The organism is Actinacidiphila sp. bgisy160, from assembly GCF_965342435.1.
GTDB lineage: Bacteria > Actinomycetota > Actinomycetes > Streptomycetales > Streptomycetaceae > Actinacidiphila.
In genome coordinates this window covers 17064-41379 of sequence record NZ_CBDRCM010000053.1, presented here as the reverse complement: position 1 = coordinate 41379, position 24316 = coordinate 17064, and the positions used below count along the sequence as shown (strand labels likewise).

Below are 24316 nucleotides of genomic sequence, written 5' to 3'. Positions count from 1 at the left end.
GGGATCGCCGGCCTCGTGGCCGAGGTGGTCGGCACCTCCTCCTCGATCGCGGGGTGCTCGTGCAAGCCGCTGAAGGTGTCGGCTACGTATACGTCATCGGCCACCACGGCCAGAACGGCTACCTGAAGATCGGCTGCACGACATCACTGGTACTCAGCCAGGACGCATTACCACGCGGGTCCCTCCCACGGGCTGGGCTTGATCGGCTTCCGGCTCTCACCCCCCGGCAGCACGCTGCACAGTGCGTCCAGTGTGCCTGCCCACGCGCTGCCCGAAGGCGCCGCGTAGTTGACCACCAAGGCGTCCCGTTCGGGCAACCGCCATCCGCAGTCCGCCGCTTCGTAACGGAACTGCGTCAACCCCCTGATCACCAGATTGTGCCGGGCCGCGGCCCGGACCACCGAGCTTTCGGTTCCACGCGGGAGTTCGAGGACCGTCTGCAGTCCCGCAGCCATCCCGGTCACGCGAATGCCGGGAGCCCTCTGGCGCAGGACCTCGACCAGCTGATCGCGGCGACGCCGGTAGAACAGCCGCATCGAGCGCACATGACGGTCGTACGCACCCGAGGCGATGAACTCCGCCAGTGTCAGCTGATCCAGGGCGCTCGTCATGTAGTCGCCGTGCCCTTTGGCCGCCACGATCTCCGGGACGAGTTCCTCCGGCAGCACCATCCAGCCGAGCCGTACCCCCGGCGCCAGGGACTTGCTCACGGAACCGAAATACACCACCCGCTCCGGATCGAGGCCTTGCAGGGCCCCCACCGGCTGACGGTCGTACCGGAACTCGCCGTCGTAGTCGTCCTCCAGGATCAGGCCACCCGTGTCACGTGCCCAGTCGACGGCAGCCATGCGCCGGTCCGGGCGGAGCGCGACGCCCGTCGGGTACTGGTGCGCCGGGGTCATCAGCACCGCCCCCACATCGCGCAGTCGCGCGAGGTCGTCGATGCGTGCGCCATGGTCGTCGACGTAGAGGGGCGGGGTGTGCAGCCCGGCGTTCGCCAGCAGGTCGGGAAAGACGTCGAGTCCGTAGGCCTCGACTGCCACCCCTCGCACCCGCCGTACCCTGAGCACCTGCGCCATCAGCGCCAGACCGTGGTGGAAACCGGAACACACGGCGACCCGATCCGGCTCGGCGCACACCCCTCGGGCCCGTGCCAGGTAGTCCGCGAGTGCGGTGCGCAACTCCATCCGGCCGCGGGGGTCCCCGTAGCCGAGGGCGTCGTGTGGCGCGGCGATCAAGGCCCGGCGGGCCGCGGTGAGCCACTGAGTGCGCGGAAAGGTCGCCAGGTCCGGTGCACCGGTCCAGACGCCATAGCGGGGACGGGGCTCGTCCGACCTCTCACGAGGAGCGTCAGGCGCACCCCTGTACGGCTCGGCCCGGGCGGCCACCCGGGTCCCGGAGCCCTGCTGCGCGGTGAGCCAGCCCTCAGCGACCAGCTCGGCGTAGGCCTCGACCACGGTGCTACGCGAGACGCCGAGATCCGCGGCGAGTGAGCGGGAGGCCGGCAGCCGACTGCCGGGCGCCAGACGCCCCGTGCGCACGACCTCCCTCAAGGCGTCTGTGAGCCCTGCGCGAAGCCCCGGTCCGCGCAGTTCCAGATGCAGGTCGGCACCGACCGCGGGAGGCGGACCGGCTCCGGAATTGGCCCGAGAACCTGCCATATGAATAGACGATACTCCCACGCCATCGACTGGCGAGTCGTCCCATTGGGCCCCGCCGCGCGCCACCGCTCAACATGGCCGCCTCGAGCGTGTGGATTCCTCGCCCGGCTGCTTCGCCCGCCGGATCGTCTCCCGCGCGCCCCTCTCTCCCGGCACCAGCGAGTGGGCTTGACAGCCCAGTCTCGAGCACTGTTAACTCTGCGAAATGGGCTGCCAAGCCCATGAAAGTGCTCGCCCCGACCTGGGCTCGGCGACTACTCGCACAGCTACCGGAGGTTGATCCGCCATGTCACGACTGAACGCGCCCCCTGCCGACGACATGGGCGTGTCACCAGTGATCAACCGGCCTCACCAGGGCAGAACACTCCGGCTGGCATTCGCCGCTGCGATCATCTCCCTGGTGGCCTCGTTCGCCGCATCGGCCGCACCGATTCCCCTGCTCAACACCTACCGGGCCGAGGACGGGTTCACCAACGCCGGCTTCTCGCTGGCCTTCGTCGCCTACTCGGTCGGCATCATCGCCGCACTGTTGCTGCTGGGACGACTGTCCAACCATCTGGGCCGACGCCGCGCCGCGATCGCCAGCCTCGGCCTGCTCCTGCTGGGCACTCTGCTGCTGCTGGACGTGCACCACATCGGCACTCTGCTGGCCGCTCGGCTCTTGATGGGTATCGGTACGGGGTTGGCCAGCAGCAGCCTCACCTCCTACATCGTCGACGCCGCGCCCACCCGGCCGGCATGGTTGGCCTCCGTCGCCTCCAGCCAAGGACCCATGCTCGGCCTCACCCTCGGCGCCGTCGCCGCCGGTGCCCTGGTCCAGTTCGCCCCCTGGCCACGCGAGCTCATCTACCTGGTTTGCGCCGGTCTCCTCGCACTGTCCGCCGCGCTCATCGTCATCAGCCCGGAGACCGCGAAGCCGACGCCGGGCGCTTGGCGATCACTGATACCCCGGGTCCGCGTACCGGCCCGGGTCAGGCGTCTGCTCCCGGTCGCGGCCACGGTGTTCGTGATCAGCTATGCGTCCGGGGCTTTCTACCAGTCCTTCATGCCCGCGCTCGTCGAAGATCAACTCCACACCCACAGCCCGCTCATCCTCGGATTGGTGTTCGCCGCCTACATGGCTCCCAGCGTTCTCGGCGCTCCCATCGGCGGCCGGTTCACACCAGCGGCGGCCCAACGCATCGGCATGATCATCTTCCTGACCGGGTGGATCGGCATCATTTCAGCCATCGCCATCGGCACACTGCCGTTGTTCATCGCCGCGACCATCGTCAGCGGCGTCGGTCAAGGCATCGCCGTCAGCGCCGCCACCCGCGGTCTGCTGCACGGCAGCATTCTGGCCGACCGGGCGCCGATCTTCAGCGCGATCTACCTCCTCTGCTACAGCGGCGCCGCCTTCATCAGCCTCCTCTTCGGCCAGCTCTCGAACGCTCTCTCGCTACCACAGATCGCACTCGGATACGGCACCCTTGTCGTCATCGCGACCCTGTTCACTGTCCTCGCTGCACGCAACCCGCATGCGGACCCGATCAGCCAACATGGTGAGTGATCATGAAGAACCTCACTGTCAGAGCATCGCCGCCGTGCCGATCAGCAACGAACACACAGGGAGATGGCCACTGCCGGTCTCGGGTCCAGCCTGGACACCCTCCACACTTGATGCCCTCCGCCACGGACAGCTCGCTCCAGTAATCCCAGCCAGTCTCAGCCTCCAGTCGGTTGAAGCGCTCCAACAGGAGGTCGAACAGGTCGCGCGGCGGATCGCTGCTCGGGTACTCCACGATCTGTTCCGGATGCGCCGTGCACGGTTGCGGGACGTGCCGCGGCTCCACACCACCGGGCACCGGCACCGCCCTCAGAAGGCTCCCGACTTCTACCGAGGACCGCCAGAACACCCGCGGCGCGGACTCGAACTGCTGTGGTGGGTTTCACGCTTCAGACGATCCCCGAATTGGGCTTGACAGCCCGGTCCCGAGCGGCGTCAACCACAGAAGTGGGCCGACAAGCCCAAAACAGCTCAAGGACAACCCGGGCTGACGACGACTACTCACCGGAGGTTGATTCGCTATGTCCCGACTGCACGTTCCCTCACCTGACGAGGTCCCCGCCGGGGTAAAGGGCATCCTCGACAACATCGGCGCACAGTTCGGCTTCGTCCCGAACATGTTCGCGATTCTCGCGTCGAACCCGACCGTCCTCAACGTCGTCACGACACTGCAGGGCTCTTCGAGGCGGGTTCTGGACGCGAAGACGCGGCACACGATCGCGCTCGCGGTCTCGCAGGCCAACGGTTGCGATTACTGCCTGGCGGTGCACTCGTACATGTCGTCGGAGTTCGGCGGTATGTCGAGCGAGGACATCGACCTGTGCCGGGCAGGGAGTTCGGTGGACCCGAAGCGCGCCGCGGTCGCTCGCTTCGCGCAGCAGGTGGTGGAGAGCCGCGGTCAGGTGAGCCACGCCGACCTGGCGGCCGTGCGGGACGCGGGATACACCGACCCGCAGATCCTGGCGATCGTCACGGTGGCGGTGCAGGTCCTGCTGACCAACTTCATCAACAACGTCAACCAGACCGAAATCGACATCCCCGGCGTCGGCTCGGTCGGAACGTCCGGCTGATCGCTCGAACCCTCGTACCGGGTCGCGTACACGGCCCGCGCCCCTCTCATCGAACTGATGCCCTTTCAAGAGCGGGCTTCACGTGCCAGGTTCTGAGCTCTACGAGAAGCTCATGGCGTTGGACACCCGCGAGGGTGTCCCAGTCATGCCGAAAGCCTGGGACGGCCTGTCGGGGTTGATGCCGGCCGATGCCGGTTCCGAGGCGATCGCGACGTCGTCGGCGGCGCTGGCCATCTCGCTCGGCCGCCTCGACGGGCGACACGAGGTCGCTCGCGAGGAGCACCTGGGCAGGCGCGGCTGCTCGGCCGGCCCAGGCTGCCCGTCAAGGGCGATTCCGAGGACGGGCATGGCGACAGGCGCAGGACGTCGCCGCGAGGGTGGACAAGGTGCTGACCGTGCCGGGCGGCGGGATGCCGACCGGGCCGCGATGCTGCTGCTGCCGCCGACCGCGCCGCCGCGCTGGTGGCAGACCTCGGTGCGGATCGAAATCACCGACCCCGAAGGGTCCAGGTTCAGAGACCGCCGACAGGCGCGCGACGCTGCGGCCGGTCCGGGAGGTAGGGAAGCGCGGCGGGGCAGCCCTGAGCCCCAGGGGCGTCTTCACTGCTCGGCGTGAGCCGATGGCCGGCCGCCCAGGTGACTATGCCGGATAGACGCCGCGTCGACATCGGGCCGCTTGAATGGTGTTCTCCCGCCGGGCCGTGGCCGCGGCGCTGGTACCGAGAGGTCGCGGGAATCCGATGGCTTGGAGGCCTCAATGACTTCACCCACCAATGTCCCACCCTACGAAGGCCTGGCCGACTCGAACCTTCTGCGTCCGCAGGAGTACGACGAGGACGAACCAAGGCTGTTCGGGAAGTAGTGGCTCAGCTGCGAGCCGCCGCCCCCGCTGCTCTTCGCACCAGCTCGTTGTTCGTCGCGTGGACACCCCGCTTGTAGATCAAGTCCGCGGCGTGCTCGAGGATGCGACCTCGCGTCGCCGGCCCCCTTGCCCGTGTGCTCGCGAAGACCACGCGATCGATCGTCCATGCGCATGTCACCCCGCTCATGTTGGGCTCAGTAGCCCAAAGTAAGGTGGATTGGGCTTGACAGCCCACTCTGCATCGCGTTGACTGCAAGTGGGCCAAACAGCCCAGAAAAATTCCGACCGGAGGACCACCACCATGTCTCGCCTCAGCACGCCCGAGCTCACCGACATCGACGCCAAGACGCAGGGCACGCTGAACGCCATCGCCAAGCAGTTCGGCTTCGCTCCGGGCATGTTCACCACGCTGGCCGCCAACCCGACCGTCCTCGAGATCGTGATGGGCCTGCAGGGCAGCATCGCGAAGCTCCTCGACGCGAAGACCCGCCACACGATCGCACTGGCCACATCCCACTCCAACGACTGCGACTACTGCTCGGCGATGCACGGATACATCTCCGCGAACCTCGGAGGCATGTCCACCGAGGAGATCGAGCTGGCCCGCACCGGCGGCTCCACCGATCCCAAGCGTGCCGCCGTCGCCCGCTTCTCCCAGCAGCTGATCGAGACCCGCGGTCAGGTGGGCGACGAGGACATCGCCGCGGTCCGCGAGGCCGGGTACACCGACCCCGAGATCCAGGCGATCGTCACCGTCGCGGTGGTCACGCTGCTCACGAACTACCTCAACAACGTCAACGACACCGTCGTCGACATCCCCGGTGCGGGCGCGTAACCAGCGACCCGCGTCGACGGGCACGGAGGTCGCCCCGATGAAGGCGACATTCACCACGTACTGACGTGACTCCAACGCCCAGATTCCCTCTCCTGACCCGATCTGTCCGAACAGGAAACGAAAACCAGGCATGGATCTCAACAATCTGATCACCAGGCACCTCACCCGCTACTTCGACCCGAACAAGAAGATCCCGGAGGAGACCTTCCAGCTCCTCCTGCGCTACCTGCGCACCTCGCCGACGACGATCAACATCCAGCCGAACCACTTCCATGTGCTGGAATCGCAGGCCGGCAAGGACAAGCTTGCGGACGCTCTCGTCGGTCGCTTCGAGGACAACCAGGAGAAGGTGCGCAACGCGTCGCACGCGATCGTGTTCACGACCCGCAAGACGATTCCCGACGAGCACTTGCAGGAGATCTTCGCGAAGGAGCGCGCGGACGGTCGCTTCGCGGACCCGGAGATCCAGAAGGGATGGGAGGCTGGAGCGTCCCACTTCGTGAAGATCCAGTCGGAGAACTATGGCGGCGAGGTGCTCCACTGGCTGGAGAAGAACACGTACCTCGTGGTCGGCGCGACCATGATGGCCGCTGCTTCTCTCGGAGTCGACGCCACCCCGTTCGAAGGGTTCGACCGCGCGGCGATCGACGAAGCGTTCGGTCTCACCGACACCGACTTCACCACGACGCTGATCATGGCGCTCGGGTACCCGGACGAGACGCGCGTCTCTCGCCAGCCGGTCTCGCGCTTCGACGCCGAGAAGATCTTCACCTACACGTGACGAACTGAGCGGGTGCGCGATCGACGCGCCCGCTCAGTTCTGGGCGACTCGGCCGTCCGGCGCCCGTACCTCTCCTCGAAGGACGCCGGGCGGTCGACCTCTACCGACCTCGAGGAGGCCAAGATGCACGCAGACAGGACACTTCAGAGTCGCGCCGCCGCGCGCGCCGCAGAGCTCCCGGGTTCCGAGCACACGCACCAGTTCGCCGGCGACTGGGAGGTGTGGAAAGTCGGCGGCAAGGTGTTCATGCTGCAGACATCGATGCCCGGGGAGCCGGTCGTGATCCTCAAGGCCGATCCCTCGGATGCGGAGACGCTCCGCGCGTCCCACACGAGCATCTCTACCGGCTACCACATGAACAAGAAGCACTGGATCACCGTCAGACCTGGTGAGGATATCGAGCAGGCGTTGGTGGACGACCTCGTGACCGAGTCGTACCTGCTCGTCGTCGCGGGCCTTCCCAGACGAAGCCGCCCGGTCGACCCCGACACCTTCAGCTTCCCGCCCTCCGCCGACTGACCGACACGGCGTCAGGCAAAAACAGAACCGGCTCCCGGCGAGGGCATCAACGTCACCGAACTCCCTCCGCGCTCCCCCACCTCCAATTCCCACACCAAGCGGCAGGGCCCCGGCGTTTGCCCGGATCGCCCCGGCCTGGGCCGGTTGATCATGCTGGCGGGCCCCGGAAGCAGGTGAACACGGCGCCTGAGGGGAGTGTGAAACTAACGGCGGATCTACCGATCAAGGAAGAGACGCCAAATGACTGACCAGAGTGCCGAGTTGGAACCGGCGACGACCTCGGAAGCGATGACCGCGTCTATCCGGTCCTGTTGTCGATGCGATCAACGTGAAGATCCGCGACGGCCAGGTCGCCAACAGGCCGATCTACGTGGTCATGGCCGTGACCGTCGAGGGCCACCGCGAGATCCTCGGGATCTGGGCCGGTGACGGCGGCGGGGGCGCGAAATACTGGCTTCAGGTGTTCCCCGAGCTGAAGAACCGCGGCCTGGACGACGTGCTGATGCTGGTCTGCGACGGTCTCAAGGGCCTGCCCGACGCCGTCGAGACCGTCTGGCCTCAAACAATTGTCCAGACCTGCGTGGTTCACCTTCTATGGAACAGCTTCCATTACGCGGCCCGCCAGGACTGGGACAAAATCGCCAAGGCACTCAGGCCCGTCTACGCCGCGGCGACCGTGAAGGCCGCCGAGGACAGCTTCCTGGAGTTCTCCGAGGAGTGGGGCGCCAAGTATCCGGCGATCGTCCAGCTCTCGCCGTGATCATGGCACGCCCTCCGTTGCCCCCTTCTGGGCTCCCGGCCATCGCTGCTCCGCTCCACCGTCGTCTGACTCGTCTCCGCCGGCACCCCCACCGTCTCGGTCACCCGCGCATGACCCGCTCGGCTCCGTCAGCCAGGCACTACTGCATCACGCCCGCTGTTCCGTCGCCGTGATGCGGGGCAAAGAGTGGACAACAACAGCGGCCCCAGTGCACCCGCGCTGTTCTTCTCGGCATGAGGCGATCGACCAACTCGCCGAAAAGCCAGTGCGCGGCGCCGTTCTATCTACGCAAGGGCCGGTTCTGAACCACCCTTGGAACCAGTGGCCTGAAACACAGTCACGGCGCCACGCTCCCAACCGCATCCGCTCACGACGGGCCGCCATGACTTGAACCTGCCGTCGGCCTCCGATCGCAAGTAGCACGTGAGGCCGACCGCCCAGGCCACTACTGCATCCAGCGCTGCGCTATCCGCATCCGGCGCGCGCCACGCCCCGCTACCCCATCGTGATCGCGGTACAACGCCCAGAGCGTGCCGGAGTCCGCAGCGGGTACGCAGCCGCCGGGGGGCGGACGGCCCTCGCCTGGTCGCCGCGGCTCGCACCTGGCGTGCCGATGCGGTTATGCGCCGGTGTGGGCTTTCGGCGGCGGGCCGAGGATCTCGATGTGGTGGCGTGATGCGGCGTGGCCGAGGGCCGCGGGGTCGAGTGGCCCGGGGTCGGGGAGCCGGCGTTCGCGGGCTGGGGTACCGGCATCCGTGGCGAAATCCTCGAAGCCGGACGGTGTGGTGATCTGCAGGCAGCGCAGAGGTTCCTCGGAGCCGACGACGAACGTGTGGGGCAGGCCCACCGGCAGATACACGAAGTCCCCCGGGCGGGCGGTGAGCTCCTCCCCGTCGCACAGGAAGCGGGCCGTGCCCGACAGGACGTAGAACATCTCGTCCTCTTCCAGGTGCCGGTGCAGGGGCGGGGCGAAGCCGGCGGGGTTGAGGAACTCCGCCACGGTGAGTCGGCCCCGGGTCTGCTCTCCGGTGGCTTTGACGGTGACGAGGTTGCCGAGGAACCACAGCGCCTGCCCCTCGGCGCCGGCCAGGACGTAGGGACGGTTGACGGACGGCATGCCGCCTCCCCCAGTTGAATAGACCGCGTCTAGTGAATATGACGGTAGTATGACGGTTCATGGGCGTCAATAGCGGCTCAGCCGGGCGCGGGCGGCGCCGGTACGACTCGCCGTTGCGCGACGAGCAGGCCCGTCAGACCAGGCAGGCGATCGTCGCGGCAGCGAACCGGCTCTTCGTCGTCGGCGGCTACGCCGCCACTTCCTTCGCCGACATCGCCGCAGACGCCGCTGTGGCGCGGCCGACCGTCTTCGCCGCCTTCGGCTCCAAGGCCGCGTTGCTGCGCGAGGTAGTGAACCAGGCGCTGGCGGGCGACGACGAGCCCGTGCCGGTAGCCGAACGCCCTTGGTTCCGGCCGGTGCGGGACGGTCGAACTCCGCAGGCGGTCCTGAACGCCTACGCCGAGGTCTGCCGCATCATCGGCGGGCGCGCCGCCGAGGTCTTCGAGGTGGTACGCCGGGCCGCCGACGAAGGTCCCGAGCTGGCCGAACTGTGGGAAACGATGCAGCGCAACCGACGAGCCGGCGCCAGCATGGTGATCGACATCATCGAAGCACTGGAACCCGGACCGCATCGCATCGCCCGCGAGCGCGCCATCGACGCCATATGGATGTTCAACGACCCCTCCCACTACCGGTTCCTGGTCCGGGCGTGCGGTTGGAGCGAACAGGAGTACACCGCCTGGATCGCCGACCAGATGCACCACAGCCTCGGCCTCGACACCCCCGTCCCGCGCCCGACAGCACGGTACCCGGAAAACAAGTCGTGACACGGTGGCCGCACTCCAGCCAGCACGGCGCGCAACTGATTGCGACCGGCTCTCCGCTTAGCCGGTCCACGCCCATAATGCCCTCTCGCGACCCTCCATCACCGTCAAACAGAGTTGGCCGCCGAGGCCCTCACCGCAGCATGCCGCCGCCCCACCCGTCCGGTGAGCTTCCACTCCGATCGCGGCTGCCAAGGCGGATTCGACCGGTCGTCACACCACCAGTTTTTGGGCCGAGGTGCAAAAACGGGACAAAATGACCATGACGACGCGGGTCCAGCCAGGAAGAGCCAAGCAGGACGTCTGGTTCGTCGACGGCCGCCAGCACACGGGCGATCGTGGTCCGCGAGGGTGAGCGACGCCATCTGAGCGGATGCCGTCGGACTCCGACGGCGGTCAGCACGGCCTCCGAGGCCCGCGCCGCCCACTCGGCGATCTCGTCGATGGTCCTGGCTCCCGAGACGGCCGCGCAGGCGCAGACGAGGAGGATCGCCGTCAGCGAGTACCAGCGGCCTTTCCTTGCCCGCGGATCGGGGACCAGGTTCAGGAAAGGGCGCAGGTCAGCGACCCGGCCAAGGTCCAAGGGACCCAACTTCGCAAACACCGGGGGGGATGGGGGAGGATACAGCGGCAGGCACGGGCCACCTCGTGATCGTTGAGCTTCGACACCCCAATGATCACGAAGCCCGTGCCTGCTCTGCTATGCACCCCAACCGGTCATCTCCCGGCCCAGCCACACGAATCCGGAACTTGATCAAACCCTGTGGCTGGAGCCGGTGCGGTTGCGGCGCGCGCTGGCCGGCCTGCCGCTGTCGAAGGCGGCCGACGGGCGGATCGTGCTGGCCGTGGACGTCAGCAACTGGCTGCGTCCTGATGCCCCCACCAGCGACGACCGGCTGTTCTGCCACGTCTACGGACGCGGTGACCGCAAGAAGGATCAGTTCGTGCCGGGGTGGCCGTACTCTTTCGTCGCCGCCCTGGAGACCGGCCGCACCTCCTGGGTCGCGCTGCTGGACGCTGTCCGCCTCGGGCCCGCCGACGACGCGACCGCCGTCACGGCCGCCCAACTTAGCCACGCGGTAGAGCGGTTGAGGCAAGCCAGGCACTGGCAGCCAGGGGATCCCGAGATCCTGATCGTGATGGACTCCGGCTACGACGTGACCGACGATGTACGAGGCGATCCGCTGCTTCCGTGCCCTGACCCGGGTGGTCACCTCGGCCGTGGAGAACTGCTAGGGCTGAGCCCGCCGAACTCCTCGCCCTGGCCCGCACGTCCGCCGAGCCGGTACTGGAACGCTGGGAACACCTGGTCTCGTTGGAGACCCCTTCCGGCGACGCCGACCGTGCAGCTGTGTTCGGCGAGCGACTCGCCGCGGGTCTCGCCGCCACCGCCGGGCGTGTCGAGCAGCCACCGGGGCCGGACGGCGCCCACCTGGTGGCGTACTGGAACGGCCGCGAGACCGAGGACCTCGCGGGAGACGGCTTGTCTGCCGGGCACACACTGCTCGTGGCCCACAGCGACATCGTCTTCCCGGCCGGGACGATCTCCCGACGCCCGTTCACCCTCGCCGAGGACGGCGACACGGTCACCGGCCCCGGGGTCTTCGACATGAAGGGCTCCCTGGTGGCCGTCGAACTGGCCATGGAGCTGCTGTCCCGTACGGGCGCCACTCCCAGGCGTCCGGTACGTCTCGTGCCCCTCGGTTCCTCGGGCGGCGCGGGCGACACCAACCTCACCGGCGCGCTCGGCATCCCGACGGTCGACGGTCTGGGTCCTGCGGGCGCCGACGCCCACGGCGAGGACGAGTACGCCTCACTGTCCGCCCTGTTGGAGAGGGCGGCCCTCATAGCCGCGTTCCTCGACACCCACTGACCGCCGCTCCGGCAGGTCGGCCGCGGCACTCCCGGCATCGGCCGCCGCACCGCAACCCCGCACCCCACCCCCTGATCCCAAGGAGCCACATGCCCGCCCTGCCCCCCGAGGGGCTCGTCCGCCCCGCCGCGCCCAAGCCCGGTGACCGTGTCGCCGTCATCGCCGCCAGTGGGCCGACCGACCAGGAGAACCTCGAGGTCGGCCTGGAGTCGCTGCGCGGGCTCGGCCTCCAGCCCGAGGTGTTCGCCTCCGCGCGGGCGGGCGGCGAGTACCTCGCCGGTGACGACGCGCTCACCGACCCGGCGTTCACGGCCGTGTTCTGCGCGGCAGGCGGCTACGGCGCCCAGCGCACCCTGGAGCTGGTCGACTGGGACGCCGTCGGCACGCCCACCCCGCGTACCGTCGTCGGTTTCTCCGACGCGACGGCGCTGCTGGAGGCGGTGGCGGTGAAGCTGGGCTGGACGAGGTTGTTCGGGCCGATGCCCGCCATCGGCGGTTTCCGGCCGGGTCGGGCCGACTTCGACGGGCTCGCCGCGCTGCTCACCGACCCGGCGTCCGTCAAGGAACTGCGTTTTCCCGACTCCCGCCCTCTGGCCGGCGGCACCGCGCAGGGCGTCACGCTCGGCGGCACGGTCACCCTGCTCGCCTGCTCCCTGGGCACCGACACCTCACTGCCCGCGCGCGGCGGCATCGTCCTGCTGGAGGACGTCGACGAGGAGACGTTCCGGCTCGACCGGTTCCTCACCCAGCTACGGCGCGCCGGCTACTTCGACGGCGCCGCCGGCATCGTCTGCGGCACCTTCACGGACTGCGGCACGCGCGAGCGTGTCGAGGAACTGCTGCACGACCGGCTCGGCGACCTCGGTATCCCGGTCCTGGCCGGTGCCGACATCGGCCACGGTGTACCGCAGCAGAGACGCGGCCGGACGGCGCAAGGGTGTGGCGGCGTTCAGGTGCGAAGGGCGGCACCCTTCTCGGTCTGACCGCGATGTACGCCTGCGACCGGCCGAACCGGCGGGCATGGGGCTGTTCTCCGCCGCGTGGGGAAAGTCGGGCGTCGAGGACGACGCGCCGGCGGCGGGCGGCTCTGCGGAGCGCGCCACCTGTCCGGAAGGAAGCCACAGCTCCTGATGTGTTCCGTTATCCGATGACTCACACCCGATGGGTGCCGGAGTGATCGGGGGCTGACCGGTGCTGTACATTCCGCGCTTCCCCGCCGTGACGAAAGGAAGACGTCCATGAGTACTCGCCGCCTGACGGCCGGACTGGTTCTCCCCCTTGCGCTGCCGCTCGCCGCCTGCGGCGCGGGGAAGGAGCCTGCGCAGACCGGCGCCGCGCGTCCCGAGGCGACGTCGGTCGGGCAGTCCCCCGAAAGTCCCAAGTCGCCGGAGGACTTCCTCAACCTCGCCGCGGCGGCCATGGCCGACGAGAGCGGATGGACCTTCTCGGTCACCGGCAGCGAGGGGCTGACTCTCCAGGGACAGCGGAGCGCTGCCACGTATCGGGCCACGGTCCACCGCGGCACGGACCCCGAGGCGTTGCACGCCGAGGGAGTCAGCACCAGCAGCAAGGGGACGAAGAAGAGCGAGGAGATCTACGTCGTCGGTGGCACGGCATACCTCAAAGAGGGTCACGCGGCGTGGAAGCGGGCACCCGCTTCCGACCCGGAGATGGAGGACAAGACCGAGGACCCGGTCGCGGCCGTCAAGGAGTTCGCGAGGTACGCGCAGGCCGCCGGCGGAGGCGACGTGAAGCTGACCGAGTCACGCGGCACGGTCGAACTCCGCGTGGCCGCCGGCAAGCAGAAGCTGGCCGCCGTCAAGGACCGGGCGTGGGCGAAGAAGGCGCAGCGGGAGTTCGACCCCACGGCCGAGCAGTTGCGCAAGGCCGGTGTACCGGTGAACGAGGACCAGTTGACCCTGTCCCGGCTGGAGGAGGTCCTGGTCCTGGACGCGGCGACATACCGGGTCAAGAGTCACCGGTTCGAGTTCGGGATCCTCGTCCCGTATACCGGCGCCGGGGACATCGCGTACGAGCAGGACGTCCGTGAGGAGAACCAGGGCGCGTACGCCGGGCGGATCGAGCTGCCCGCCGGTGTCGACGCTGCTCACTAGGCATCGAGAGCGCCGGTCACAGCCATGCGTGGAGGGCAGCGACCGGCACGGTCACTTCGTGGCGGACCGCGAACTGCAAGCACGGGCCCGTGTGCGGCCGCCGAGGCACGGCCCATGCCGCGTCGCTGTCCGCCTGTCGGTGTGCGGCCGGTGCCTGACGCCTCGCGTCAGGCACCGGCCACGGGGTGTCGCATGAGCCGAGGGCCCGGGTGACGGTCTGGGTGATGCCGCCGTCGTCGCGCTGCCTGGCGGTGACAGGCGTCAGCAGTGACGCGCCACGCGCGGGGGCCGCGCAGACGGGTCCGCCGTCTGCGGCGCCGCCGCCGAGCGGTCACGGCCCCGGCGTCTCCACGCCGTTCGCAGCGCGCAGACGCAGGACGGAGGCGCCCTCGCCGGGTACGCCCTGACGGGCCGCGCGGCGGAGCCGGGCGGGGGTGTCGCCCGCCGCGAGACGGAAGGCGCGTCCGAAGGCGGACTCGGAGGCGTAGCCCACGGCGGCGGCGACCGCGGAGACCGGTTGTTCGGTCTCCGCGAGCAGTTCCGCGGCGAGGAGCATGCGCAGCCGCATGAGGAACTCCCCGGCGTTCATCCCGGTCTCCCGGCCGAAGTGCCGGATGAAGGTCGCCCTCGACATGGAGTTGAGCGCGGCGAACTTCTCGATGCCCCAGTCGTGGGCGGGGTCGCGCAGCACGGCGTCGGTGACGGTCCGTACGACACCGCGGGTGGAGGCGAGCCACGCCATCCGGCTCACGCCGTGCACCCCGCGCAGCGCCAGCGTCAGCAGCACGTCGCAGAGGGAGTCGAGGACGGCCTCCGTGCCCGGTCCGGCGGCGCGGGCCTCGTCACGCATGAAGGCGCTCAGCAGCGCGAGGGGGCTGTCCGCGCCGGCGCCGAGCGGGACGTGCAGCACTTCGGGCAGCATGCCCATGAGCACCTGTCCCGCGCCCGGCTCCCATGTGAAGTGGCCGCAGAAGAGGTCGACGGGCGCCACGTCGCCGTCCGGCGCGGCTCCGCTCACCAGGGCGTACGGACCGACGTCCCGGTGCTCGACGGACGTCGCCGGGCCGGGGCCGTGGGTGTGGATGCGGTGTGCCGTGCCACGGGGGAGGAGCACCATGTCGCCCACCCGCAGGTCGATGCTCCAGTCGGGCAGTTCGAGGGTGCATTCGCCTTCCAGCAGCAGATGGAAGGGCGAGCTGCCGGTCCGGCCCGCGGGATTGTCCAGGGTGTGGCTCCCGGCGATCAGGCAGCGGATGTCGACGCTGCCCCGAAGCCGGGCGAGGTGGACCACGCGACTCAGAGTATCCATGAGACTTTCTCGATAGAAATCGGCACTCACTGATCTTGGCATCTCGACACGGGGGCAGCAAGGTAGGGGGCATGGAAACCATGCATGTCGATCTCCTCGTGATCGGATTCGGCAAGGGCGGCAAAACCCTGGCGGGCCGGATGGGCCGTCTCGGCCGGCGCGTCGCGATCGTCGAGCAGTCGGACGCGATGTACGGCGGCACCTGCGTCAACGTGGGGTGCGTACCGACCAAGGCACTCATCCACCACGCAGGCGAGCGCCGCCCGGACGATCCGCCGGAGGCCGGGTTCCGCGACGCCGTGCTGAGCACGACCCGGCTGACGGACGCGCTCCGCGCGAAGAACTTCGAGATGCTCGACACCGTCGACTCCGTCACGGTCGTCACCGGCCGCGCCCGGTTCGTCGACCCGAAGACGGTGGAGGTCAGCGCGGGTGGCGACCGCCTGCTCGTCACCGCGGACACCGTCGTCGTCAACACCGGCGCGGTGCCGGTCGTGCCCGACGTCCCCGGGCTGCGCGGCAGCGCGTTCATGAGGACCAGCACCGACCTGGTGCGTGATCCGCGACGCCCCGCCCGCATGGTGATCCTCGGGGCGGGCTACCTGGGACTGGAGTTCGCCGGGATGTACCGCGCGTTCGGCACCGAGGTGACCGTCCTGGAGGCGGGGACGCGGGTGCTGCCGCGTGAGGACGAGGACGTCGCGGACGCGGTGGCGGCCGTCCTGGCCGACGAGAACGTCACCATCGTGACGGGAGCGACGGTCACGGGCGTCACGGACACGGCCGACCACGCCGCTGTGCACTACCGTGTCGACGGGCAGGACCGCACGGTCGACGCCGAGGCCGTACTCGTCGCGACCGGGCGAAGGCCCGCCACGGCGGGGCTCGGGCTCGAGGACGCCGGCATCCTGACCACGCAGTCGGGTGCCATAGCCGTGGACGAGTACCTGCGCACCAGCCAGCCGAACGTCTTCGCCGTCGGGGACGTCAACGGCGGGCCCCAGTTCACCTACATCTCGCTCGACGACAGCCGCATCGTGGCCGACCAGCTCACCGGGGCCGGCACGCGCACGACCCGCGACCGCGAAGCGGTGCCGTACACCGTCTTCACGACGCCCCCGCTGTCCCGCGTCGGGCTCACCGAGCAGCAGGCGCGCGAGCAGGGGTACGCGGTCGCGGTCGCCGAGAAGGCGGTCGGCGAGATCGCGTCGATGCCCCGGGCCAAGATCGTCGGGGAGACCCGGGGACTGATGAAGTTCGTCCTCGACACGGCGACCGACCGGGTGCTCGGTGCGGCACTGTTCAGCGTCGACTCCCAGGAACTCGTCAACACGGTCGCATTGGCGATCCGCCACGGGGTCACGGCGACCGAGCTGCGCGACGCCATCTACACGCACCCGAGCTCCACCGAAGCCTTCAACGAGGTACTGGCCACCCTCCGGTGAACACGCCGGGCCGCTGCCGCCGCCGGTGTCCTTCCACGGCGAACCGCGCAGCGCCCGGCGATGTCTGCCTACACGTCCATGCCCGCCCCGCCGCCCATCAGCGGGTACGGTACTTGCCGCCGTGTCGGGGCGAGGGTGCTGCCAGGTAACTTGCCCACCAGTTCGGAAGAGCTGCGCCTGGACACGGTTGCGCGGCTCGCTCCGGCCGCCCTGACCCAGTCGCGCAGGTCTCGGGTCTGATCTCCGGGTCGGCAGCGACCTGCCGAGTCGTCGCCCCGGGCCGTGACCGGTCGAGCGCGACCGCGTCCGCCTTGAGCTACGGGGCCGTGACCGGCGCGGGCTACCGCGTGGCTACGCTCCACACAGCGACTCCTGCGACGAGGAACGCGCAGGCGGCAAGCAACCACATGGGGTAACGCGGGCGGAGGCGCGGTACCGCGGTTGGATCAGGACGAGAAGTCCGCCCCGAGTCGGCATCCAGACATACCGTGATGTTCCGCCAGATCCGCTCCGGGGGCGAAGTGAGCGGCTCAGCGGCCGGGGATCGCCCCGCCCGTACGACGCGCCGCAGGGCCTCGAGCTCTCCCAGGCACCTCCCGCACTGCCGCAGATGGGCTCCGACCAGGCGCGTTTGCTCGGGCGTCGATTCGCCGAGCGCAAGGTCAGCAAGAATGCGGGTATCGACATGCGGCATTGGTGCCTGCCTTCCGGGATCAGCCAACCAGCGTGGAACGGGCTGGCCTTGGGCACCAGACCTGAAGGGTCGGCAGTCCTTTCACGAGTTGCTACACAGACGGCTTCCTCCCGCCGGCCCCCTGCGGATGCACGGCAGGTTCTCGTCTCCGAGAAGACAAGCCCTGCAGGCCGCCGGACCGGAGCCGGCTTCTGGCTGACAGCGCCGCTGCTGAAGCAGGGCAGTCCACTGCGCCGCGGCCCCTCGTCCGTCACCACAGGGCGTCGTGTGACGGCATCACTGATCAAGGAGAACGGTCCGGAGCCTGTGCCGCAGGCGGATCAGCCCGCGGCGGGCATGGCTCTTGACGGTGCCCAGGGCCAGCCCGGTCCGCTCGGCGATCTGGCTGTGGGTGAGGTCGTCGTAGAACGCCAGGCGGAGCACCTCGCGCTGCGGAGCGGGGAGCCTGGCCAGTTCGCGTTCGACGAGAACATGGTCGATGATCTGCTCGGCCAGGGCAGGAGGGGCGGGGTCGGCCACAGCGGTGATCATGGCATCGGCCAGATTGCGCCTTCTCGTACGTGCACTCAGCGCGTCCGCGATCTTCTTCTTGGCGATGCCCACGAGCCATGCGGGCAGTGCCGCGCGCTCGGCGCGATAGGTGTGGCGTCCCCGCCATGCACCAAGAAAGACCTGCTGAGTCACGTCTTCGGCCTCTGTCGGGTCTCCCAGAGCGCGGGTGGCGAGAGAGTAGACCAGGCTCCCCCAGCGGTGGTAGGCGGCGGCAAGGCATCGCTCGTCACCCCGCACGATGCCGGCGGCCAGTTCCTCGTCCGACAGCCGTTCGCCGGACAGGCCCGCAGTGGCCGGAGCCCAAGCCGTGGGTGCCGCGCCGGCACGGACGCTGTTGCGGGTATCCGTCAGAGCAGTCATGTGATCCCTCCGCAGGTGGGCCGGCTAAATCGCGCAGGTCTCGCATCACGATCCGGCAGTGACCATGGCAGTCCGAAAGCGCAGGAGACACAACTCGCATCGTTTGTGCGTCGTATTCTGGAGGGGTGATCACAGACACGGACGAAGGTCGGGAGACAGCGGACATCACGGGACGCGGCGGGCTCAGCACGGGTGCCGTGGCGCGGCAGCTGGGTGTGGCCCCGACCACCATCCGATCGTGGGACCGTCGCTACGGCCTGGGGCCGGCATCACGCGAGGGCGGGAGGCATCGCCGCTGGTCAGCGCGCGATATCGCGGTCCTGGAGCGTATGTGCAGTCTCACGGCGACAGGAGTGCCTCCGGGCGAGGCGGCCCGGCAGGCACTGGCGGAGGACCGCCCTCGCAGTCCGCAGGAGGCGGAACCGGCGAAGTCGCCTGCTCCGATGATCAGACCGGGCGCACCGGGCGGCCACGGTCTGCCCTTGGGCAAGGTGCGGGCAGAGTGCCGTGGCCTTGCCCGTGCAGCTGTGCGTCTGGACAGTCCGGAGGTGGAGCGACTCCTGGCTGCAGCACTCGCCGACCTGGATCTGGTCGAAGCATGGGATGAGATCATCATTCCCGCCTTGCGTGCCGTGGGCCGTAAGTGGGCCTCCTCCGGTGAACGCTACGTGGAGGTCGAACACCTGCTGTCCTGGCATGTCTCCAGCGCGCTGCGGCGAGTCACCGCTGCGGACCGGCCAAGACCGGGCGGCCGTCCGGTGCTGCTGGCCTGCGCACCCGGCGAGCAGCACACCCTGCCGCTGGAAGCAGTGGCTGCCGGACTCTCGCAGCGCAATGTCCCGGTGCGCATGTTCGGGGCTGCCGTTCCCGCCGGAGCGTTGTTCGAGGCTGTACGCCGGCTGGGACCGGTAGCCGTGGTGGTGTGGTCCCAGGGCAGGTCGACCGCTCAGCGTGAATTGGCAGCCGTGCTGTGCGCCAGTGAGTGGGGGGTCAGCGGAGCCCGGACGGCTCCGGCGGTGGTCCTCACGGGACCGGGCTGGGCAACGCATGCCAGACACCTTGGCGGCAGTCTCCGCCCCCACAGCCTGCAAGACGCGCTCGATCTGCTCACGGGACTGGCCAAGTCCTGAGTCCCGCCGCACAGGAGGCGGGAGCGCACTCGCGCCGTGACCGTGCCGGACGTTCGGCTGCCGCACCTGGAACCAGGTCTCCCTGACAGGGCGGTGGCCGGAAGGCCACCGCGGTTGCCGCCCGCGGCCGACCTCGAGGGGAGACGTGGTCCGGCCGCAGTCGCCTGCCAGCCCGTAGGCGGTTGTGTCGAGGTCTTTGCATCCGCCACGCCTGAGACGACGGAAGGACCAATGATCGCGGTCATCCCGCGTACCGCTGGGAAGGGACTGCCGTGCACCGATCCGACACCGCTGATGTCGTCATCGTGGGAGCAGGCGCGGCTGGTTTGTCCCTCGCACGTCGCCTGACACGACCGCCGGAGTCGTCAACCGCGACGCCCTCGGTGATCCTCGTGCAGCCTCCAGCCGGGTCGTCCGCGCGGTCTGCATCGCGTACTTGGTGCTTCTGGGACGAGGACCCAGGTGAGTACGACGACCTCGTCGCCGCCAGTTGGCGGCACATGCGCATCACCAACCGCGACGGTACGAACACGACGGCACCGCTCCTCCGCGCCTACAAGATGATCCGCTCGGTCGACTTTCTCCACCACATCGGCACCGCGCTGCGTGATCGGACACAGGTGCGGTGGCTGGAAGCGACGGTCACCGCGGTCCGCGACGTCCCGGGGGGCGCCGAGGTAAGCGCGGTGGACGCTGCGGGGCGGAACGTGCGGCTCACCGGCCGCTACGTCTTCGATTCCAGGCCGCCCCGGGAACTGCCCGCCGCCCGCACGACGTTGCTGCAGCATTTCCGGGGCTGGTTCGTCACCACACAGGCGGAGTGCTTCGATCCGGCAGTCGCCGATCTGATGGACTTCCGCACTGGGCAGCCCGACCAGGGTCTCTCCTTCGTCTACACGCTGCCGATCAGCACCCGGCAGGCGCTCGTGGAGTACACGGAGTTCTCCGCCGCACCGCTGTCTGAGGCGGCCTACGACTCGGCACTCGACCACTACGTACGCCGCGTGCGTTCGCTCGGCCCTTTCGCTGTCACAGCGGTGGAGCAGGGCGTCATCCCTATGACCGACGGCTTCTTTCCGCGCCGGGTAGGACGCCAGGTGTTCCGTATCGGCGTCGCCGGAGGAGCAACCCGTCCGTCGACAGGCTATGCCTTCGCTGCGATCCAGCGGCAGTCGGCCGCCGCCGCTCGGGCCCTGCACGCCGGCCGGACTCCCCTGCCCGCCATGCCTCATACGGCCCGGCACCGGCTGATGGACGCCGTCATGCTGCGCGCGTTGGCGACCGGCCGGGTCGGGGGGGCCGCCTTCTTCGAGGAACTCTTCCGCCGCAACCCGGCCGAGCGGGTTGTGAGGTTCCTTGACGGTGCTTCGTCCTTGCGTGACGAGTGGGCCATCGGCTTGAGCACCCCGGTCCTCCCCATGCTGCGCTCCCTGGCGGAACTTCCCCTGCTTCCCCGTCGAAAGGCCACGACGTGTTCCTGACCCGCCCCTACCGTTCGGCCCACCACGGCCGGGACCGCCGAGCGGTTCTGTGGCCGGCCACCGACGGCATCGCCTGCGCGCCCTCACCGGGTCCCCGGGTGGCCGTCGTAGGCGGCGGCATCGCCGGCCTGACCGCCGCCACCGCCCTGGCCGAACGAGGCGTTCGAGTCGACCTGCTGGAACAGGGCAGCGCGCTCGGCGGCCGCGTTTCCGGCTGGTCGACGACACTGGCAGACGGTTCAGCAGCCACTATGAGCCGAGGCTTCCACGCCTTCTTCCGTCAGTACTACAACCTGCGGCAACTGTTGCGCCGCACCGACCCGACTTCGAGCATGCTGCGTCCGCTGGCCGACTACCCCCTGCAGCGCGGCAAGGCCCGTGACAGCTTCCGCCATGTGCCGAGGACGCCCCCGTGGAGTGTCATGGGCTTCGTCGCGCTCAGCCCGAGCTTCACCTGGTCGGGACTGGCGGGGATGAATCCCCGCCAGGCGCTGACCCTGCTGGATGTCCGCGTCCCCGACGTGTACGAACGGCTCGACCACATCAGCGCGGCCGAATACCTGGACCGGGTCCGCTTCCCCGAGGACGCCCGGCACCTGGCCTTCGAGGTGTTCTCCCGCAGCTTCTTCGCCGATCCTCACCAACTGTCGGCCGCCGAACTGGTCTTGATGTTCCACGTCTATTTTCTCGGCTCATCCGAGGGCCTGCTCTTCGATGTGCCACGTGAGCCCTATCCCCAGGCTCTGTGGGATCCGCTGGCCGCCTATCTGTCCAAGCTCGGCACCACCGTCGAGACCGGCACTCGGGTCGTTGCGGTCCGGCCCGACGGGAACGGCTTCCGCGTGACCCGTACCTGTGCGGACTCACCGGCCGCACCCCTTCGGGAGGAGCCGTACGACGGGGTCGTGCTCGCTCTCGACAGCCGCGGGCTGCGGAGCGTGGTCGCCGCCTCACCGGATCTGGTGGATGCCGACTGGCGCGCTCGCGTCGACAAGCTGCGCCAGGCACCGCCCTTCCTCGTCTCCCGGTACTGGCTGGACCGCCCGGTCCGCGCCGACCGGCCAGGCTTCCTCGGCACCAGCGGGTACGGGCCCGTCGACAACATCAGCGTCCTCGACCGGTGGGAGGGCGAAGCGGCCCGTTGGGCCGCGGTTACCGGCGGCTCCGTGGTGGAACTTCACGCGTACGCCGTCGACCCCACGGCCGAACGGGGCGCCGTGGAGGCCGCGATGCTCCGAGAACTCGCCCGGGTCTACCCTGAGTCCGCTGACGCGCGCGTGGTCGACGTGCGCCATGAGTGGCGGGATGACTGCCCGCTCTTCCCTATCGGAGGCTACGCTGACCGGCCCAGCGTCCGCACCGGCCACCCGCGGCTGGTGGTCGCGGGTGACATGGTGCGGTCGATGCTGCCAGTCGCGCTGATGGAACGAGCCGCCACCACCGGCTTCGAGGCCGCCAACGCGCTCCTGAAGAGCTGGGGCATCCTCGGGCACCCCTTGTGGTCCGTGCCGATCCAGGGACGGTCCGCAGGCATGCGGGCGCTGGCCCGACTCAGCTGAGGCCCAAAGACAGCCTCCGGATGTTCCGTTACCACCTGGGGAGTCGAGCTCACACGCGGACGTTGACCAAGTACGTGGCCTGCGCGCGTGCCGGCTCGTGCCGAGGGCTGTCGAAAGGCTCGCCCGAGGGACGAGGGCCGTGCAGGCAACGCACTTACGGGGTCGCTGCATCCGGCGTACGGGGCTGCTGCGAAGGAAGAAATGTCGGGTTCATTCTGACATCAGGCCTCTGTGTCGCCTGAGGGTGGCGACACGCGCATCTCGCGCATCCGAGGCTTCGCCAGGCTGGGAAACCCGGGTCCAGGACGCATCTCAGGAGCTGCCCCATGAACGTCGCGGTTGTGCTGTTCACGTCGGACCTTCGTCCGCACGACCGCGACCGCTGAACGCTGCTGTCATGTCGAACTCGTTCGTGGTGCCACTGTTCGTGCGCGACGAGGGCATCGCGGCAGTCGGCTTCGACGCTCCCAACCGCCAGGCTTTCCTGGCCGACTGCCTGCAGGATCTCGATCAGGGGCTGCGGAGACGCGGTGGACGGCTGATCCTGCGCTCGGGCGAGGTCGTCGAGCAGGTCTGCAAGGTGGTCGCCGACGCCGAGGCGGACGAAGTACACATGGCGGCAGGGGTGAGCTCCTACGCCCGGGCGCGAGAGGAGCGGCTGCGCCGCGCTCTGGAACGGGAGGGGACCCGGCTGTACGTACATGAGGCGGTGACGACCGCTCTTGCTCCTGGCGCGGTGGCGCCTTCCGGTTCGGATCACTTCGCAGTGTTCAGCGCATACTTCCGTCGCTGGTCGCAGCGTGACATCCGAACGACGCTGGGCGCGCCGCGCGGGGTGCAGGTCCCCACGGCGATCCACTCGGAGACCCTTCCCGAGCGCAAAAGCGTCACCGGTGTCTCGCCGGGCCTTGCGTCGGGCGGCGAGGAAGAGGGACGCCGGTCAATGGCGTTGTGGTTGCAGAACGGGATCGCGCAGTACGAGGAACGACACGATGCTCTGGCAGCCGATGCGACCTCCCGGTTGTCCGCGCACCTTCACTTCGGAACGCTTTCTGCCGCCGAGCTCGTCCAACGCGCGCGATCGAAGGGTGGGGATGGCGCAGAAGCGTACGTACGACAGTTGTGCTGGCGCGACTTCCATCATCAGGTACTGGCAGCCCGGCCCGGTGCGGCAGTGACGGACTACCGGACGAGGGGGGATCGCTGGCGTTCGGAGGGCGCAGCCGAGGAGGACCTTCAGGCCTGGAAGGAGGGGCGAACCGGTTATCCGCTGGTCGACGCGGCGATGCGGCAGTTGCGTCACGAGGGCTGGATGCACAACCGCGGACGGCTGATCACGTCGAGTTTTCTGACCAAGACGCTCTACATCGATTGGCGGGCGGGCGCTCGATACTTCCTCGAGTGGTTGGTGGACGGTGACGTGGCGAACAATCAGCTCAATTGGCAGTGGATGGCGGGTACGGGGACGGACACCCGACCCAACCGGGTGCTCAACCCCGTACGTCAGGGCCTGCGGTACGACGCCGAGGGCGCCTACGTTCGCCGCTGGGTGCCGGAGCTGGAAGGGCTTGAGGGGTCTGAGGTGCACCAGCCGTGGAAGCTGCCCGAGGCACGGCGCGCACTGTGCGGCTATCCGGATCCCATCGTCGGCCTTTCTGAGGGCTTGGAGCGGTTCCGGCTGGGACGAGGGCGGGAGTGACCGTTTCAGTCCCACGCGAGGTACGTGGCCGATCGTCAGCCCGGCAGAGCACCTCTGCTGTCTGCGGTACGGGCGACTTCCTCTCCGAGCCGGTCGAACTCTCCTTCATGAGAGGGTCGGCGTGCCCGGCCGGACCGTGGAAGGCGATGGTGGCGTCGTAATTGACCTGCGTGGCGTCCCCAGCG

At 69.0% G+C, this 24316-nt stretch carries 19 protein-coding genes and 3 pseudogenes; 17 read left to right on the top strand and 5 right to left on the bottom strand.

The window, feature by feature from the left end:
• Positions 1 to 167: 167 nt before the first annotated feature.
• Positions 168 to 1661, bottom strand: a complete 1494-nt coding sequence (locus tag ACRWNP_RS30110; protein WP_431966890.1) for a PLP-dependent aminotransferase family protein — start codon at positions 1659 to 1661, stop codon at positions 168 to 170.
• A 286-nt stretch (positions 1662 to 1947) separates the two neighbouring features.
• Here ACRWNP_RS30110 and ACRWNP_RS30105 point away from each other — a divergent pair, with 286 nt between their 5' ends.
• The 7 genes and pseudogenes from ACRWNP_RS30105 to ACRWNP_RS30075 all read left to right on the top strand — a co-directional run.
• Complete coding sequence (locus ACRWNP_RS30105; protein ID WP_431966888.1) at positions 1948 to 3210, top strand: MFS transporter; 1263 nt, start codon at positions 1948 to 1950, stop codon at positions 3208 to 3210.
• Between the two features lie 518 nt (positions 3211 to 3728).
• Positions 3729 to 4277 carry a carboxymuconolactone decarboxylase family protein gene (locus tag ACRWNP_RS30100; RefSeq protein ID WP_431966887.1) on the top strand — a complete coding sequence of 183 codons (549 nt, stop codon included), beginning with the start codon at positions 3729 to 3731 and terminating at the stop codon, positions 4275 to 4277.
• 112 nt (positions 4278 to 4389) lie between these two features.
• A complete protein-coding gene (locus ACRWNP_RS30095) occupies positions 4390 to 4893 on the top strand; it encodes an isocitrate lyase/phosphoenolpyruvate mutase family protein (RefSeq protein ID WP_431966885.1) in 504 nt (167 codons plus the stop codon).
• Positions 4894 to 5440: 547 nt separating this feature from the next.
• Positions 5441 to 5974 carry a carboxymuconolactone decarboxylase family protein gene (locus ACRWNP_RS30090; protein ID WP_431966883.1) on the top strand — a complete coding sequence of 178 codons (534 nt, stop codon included), beginning with the start codon at positions 5441 to 5443 and terminating at the stop codon, positions 5972 to 5974.
• Between the two features lie 130 nt (positions 5975 to 6104).
• Positions 6105 to 6755, top strand: coding sequence for a nitroreductase family protein (locus ACRWNP_RS30085; protein WP_431966881.1), 651 nt, complete (start codon positions 6105 to 6107; stop codon positions 6753 to 6755).
• Positions 6756 to 6878: 123 nt separating this feature from the next.
• Positions 6879 to 7274, top strand: a complete 396-nt coding sequence (locus ACRWNP_RS30080; RefSeq protein ID WP_431966879.1) for an MmcQ/YjbR family DNA-binding protein — start codon at positions 6879 to 6881, stop codon at positions 7272 to 7274.
• Between the two features lie 290 nt (positions 7275 to 7564).
• Positions 7565 to 8025, top strand: a pseudogene (locus tag ACRWNP_RS30075) (IS256 family transposase); the annotation flags it as partial.
• A gap of 628 nt (positions 8026 to 8653) precedes the next feature.
• Here the strand turns inward: ACRWNP_RS30075 and ACRWNP_RS30070 are convergent.
• On the bottom strand, positions 8654 to 9151 hold the full coding sequence (locus tag ACRWNP_RS30070) for a quercetin 2,3-dioxygenase (protein ID WP_431966877.1): 498 nt from the start codon (positions 9149 to 9151) through the stop codon (positions 8654 to 8656).
• Positions 9152 to 9264: 113 nt separating this feature from the next.
• On the opposite strand from ACRWNP_RS30070, the gene ACRWNP_RS30065 reads away from it, so the two are divergent.
• The gene (locus ACRWNP_RS30065) at positions 9265 to 9918 is read left to right on the top strand and encodes a TetR/AcrR family transcriptional regulator (protein WP_431966875.1); all 654 of its coding nucleotides are present in this window, start codon (positions 9265 to 9267) and stop codon (positions 9916 to 9918) included.
• 130 nt (positions 9919 to 10048) lie between these two features.
• Here the strand turns inward: ACRWNP_RS30065 and ACRWNP_RS30060 are convergent, their stop codons facing one another.
• Complete coding sequence (locus ACRWNP_RS30060; RefSeq protein ID WP_431966873.1) at positions 10049 to 10519, bottom strand: transposase family protein; 471 nt, start codon at positions 10517 to 10519, stop codon at positions 10049 to 10051.
• Positions 10520 to 10694: 175 nt separating this feature from the next.
• On the opposite strand from ACRWNP_RS30060, the pseudogene ACRWNP_RS30055 reads away from it, so the two are divergent.
• The 4 genes and pseudogenes from ACRWNP_RS30055 to ACRWNP_RS30040 form a co-directional block, all read left to right on the top strand.
• A pseudogene (locus ACRWNP_RS30055) lies at positions 10695 to 11072 on the top strand (transposase); the annotation flags it as partial.
• 194 nt (positions 11073 to 11266) lie between these two features.
• Complete coding sequence (locus ACRWNP_RS30050; RefSeq protein WP_431966872.1) at positions 11267 to 11788, top strand: M20/M25/M40 family metallo-hydrolase; 522 nt, start codon at positions 11267 to 11269, stop codon at positions 11786 to 11788.
• Between the two features lie 89 nt (positions 11789 to 11877).
• Positions 11878 to 12771 carry a S66 peptidase family protein gene (locus ACRWNP_RS30045; RefSeq protein WP_431966870.1) on the top strand — a complete coding sequence of 298 codons (894 nt, stop codon included), beginning with the start codon at positions 11878 to 11880 and terminating at the stop codon, positions 12769 to 12771.
• A gap of 255 nt (positions 12772 to 13026) precedes the next feature.
• Positions 13027 to 13902, top strand: coding sequence for a hypothetical protein (locus ACRWNP_RS30040; protein ID WP_431966868.1), 876 nt, complete (start codon positions 13027 to 13029; stop codon positions 13900 to 13902).
• A gap of 331 nt (positions 13903 to 14233) precedes the next feature.
• Here ACRWNP_RS30040 and ACRWNP_RS30035 read toward each other — a convergent pair whose 3' ends face one another.
• Entirely contained in the window at positions 14234 to 15211 is a 978-nt protein-coding gene (locus tag ACRWNP_RS30035) for an AraC family transcriptional regulator (protein ID WP_431966866.1), read from the bottom strand.
• A gap of 71 nt (positions 15212 to 15282) precedes the next feature.
• Between ACRWNP_RS30035 and ACRWNP_RS30030 the strand changes: the two genes are divergently transcribed.
• Complete coding sequence (locus ACRWNP_RS30030) at positions 15283 to 16656, top strand: FAD-dependent oxidoreductase (RefSeq protein WP_431966864.1); 1374 nt, start codon at positions 15283 to 15285, stop codon at positions 16654 to 16656.
• Positions 16657 to 17626: 970 nt separating this feature from the next.
• Here the strand turns inward: ACRWNP_RS30030 and ACRWNP_RS30025 are convergent.
• A complete protein-coding gene (locus ACRWNP_RS30025) occupies positions 17627 to 18262 on the bottom strand; it encodes an RNA polymerase sigma factor (protein ID WP_431966862.1) in 636 nt (211 codons plus the stop codon).
• Positions 18263 to 18390: 128 nt separating this feature from the next.
• On the opposite strand from ACRWNP_RS30025, the gene ACRWNP_RS30020 reads away from it, so the two are divergent.
• The 4 genes and pseudogenes from ACRWNP_RS30020 (at position 18391) to ACRWNP_RS30005 (ending at position 24131) form a co-directional block, all read left to right on the top strand.
• Positions 18391 to 19392 carry a B12-binding domain-containing protein gene (locus ACRWNP_RS30020; RefSeq protein ID WP_431966914.1) on the top strand — a complete coding sequence of 334 codons (1002 nt, stop codon included), beginning with the start codon at positions 18391 to 18393 and terminating at the stop codon, positions 19390 to 19392.
• Positions 19393 to 19697: 305 nt separating this feature from the next.
• Complete coding sequence (locus tag ACRWNP_RS30015) at positions 19698 to 20873, top strand: lycopene cyclase family protein (protein WP_431966860.1); 1176 nt, start codon at positions 19698 to 19700, stop codon at positions 20871 to 20873.
• Entirely contained in the window at positions 20870 to 22432 is a 1563-nt protein-coding gene (locus ACRWNP_RS30010) for an FAD-dependent oxidoreductase (protein ID WP_431966912.1), read from the top strand. The genes ACRWNP_RS30015 and ACRWNP_RS30010 overlap by 4 nt, the downstream gene beginning before the upstream one ends.
• Positions 22433 to 22758: 326 nt before the next feature.
• Positions 22759 to 24131: pseudogene (locus tag ACRWNP_RS30005) on the top strand (cryptochrome/photolyase family protein).
• Positions 24132 to 24316 lie beyond the last annotated feature (185 nt).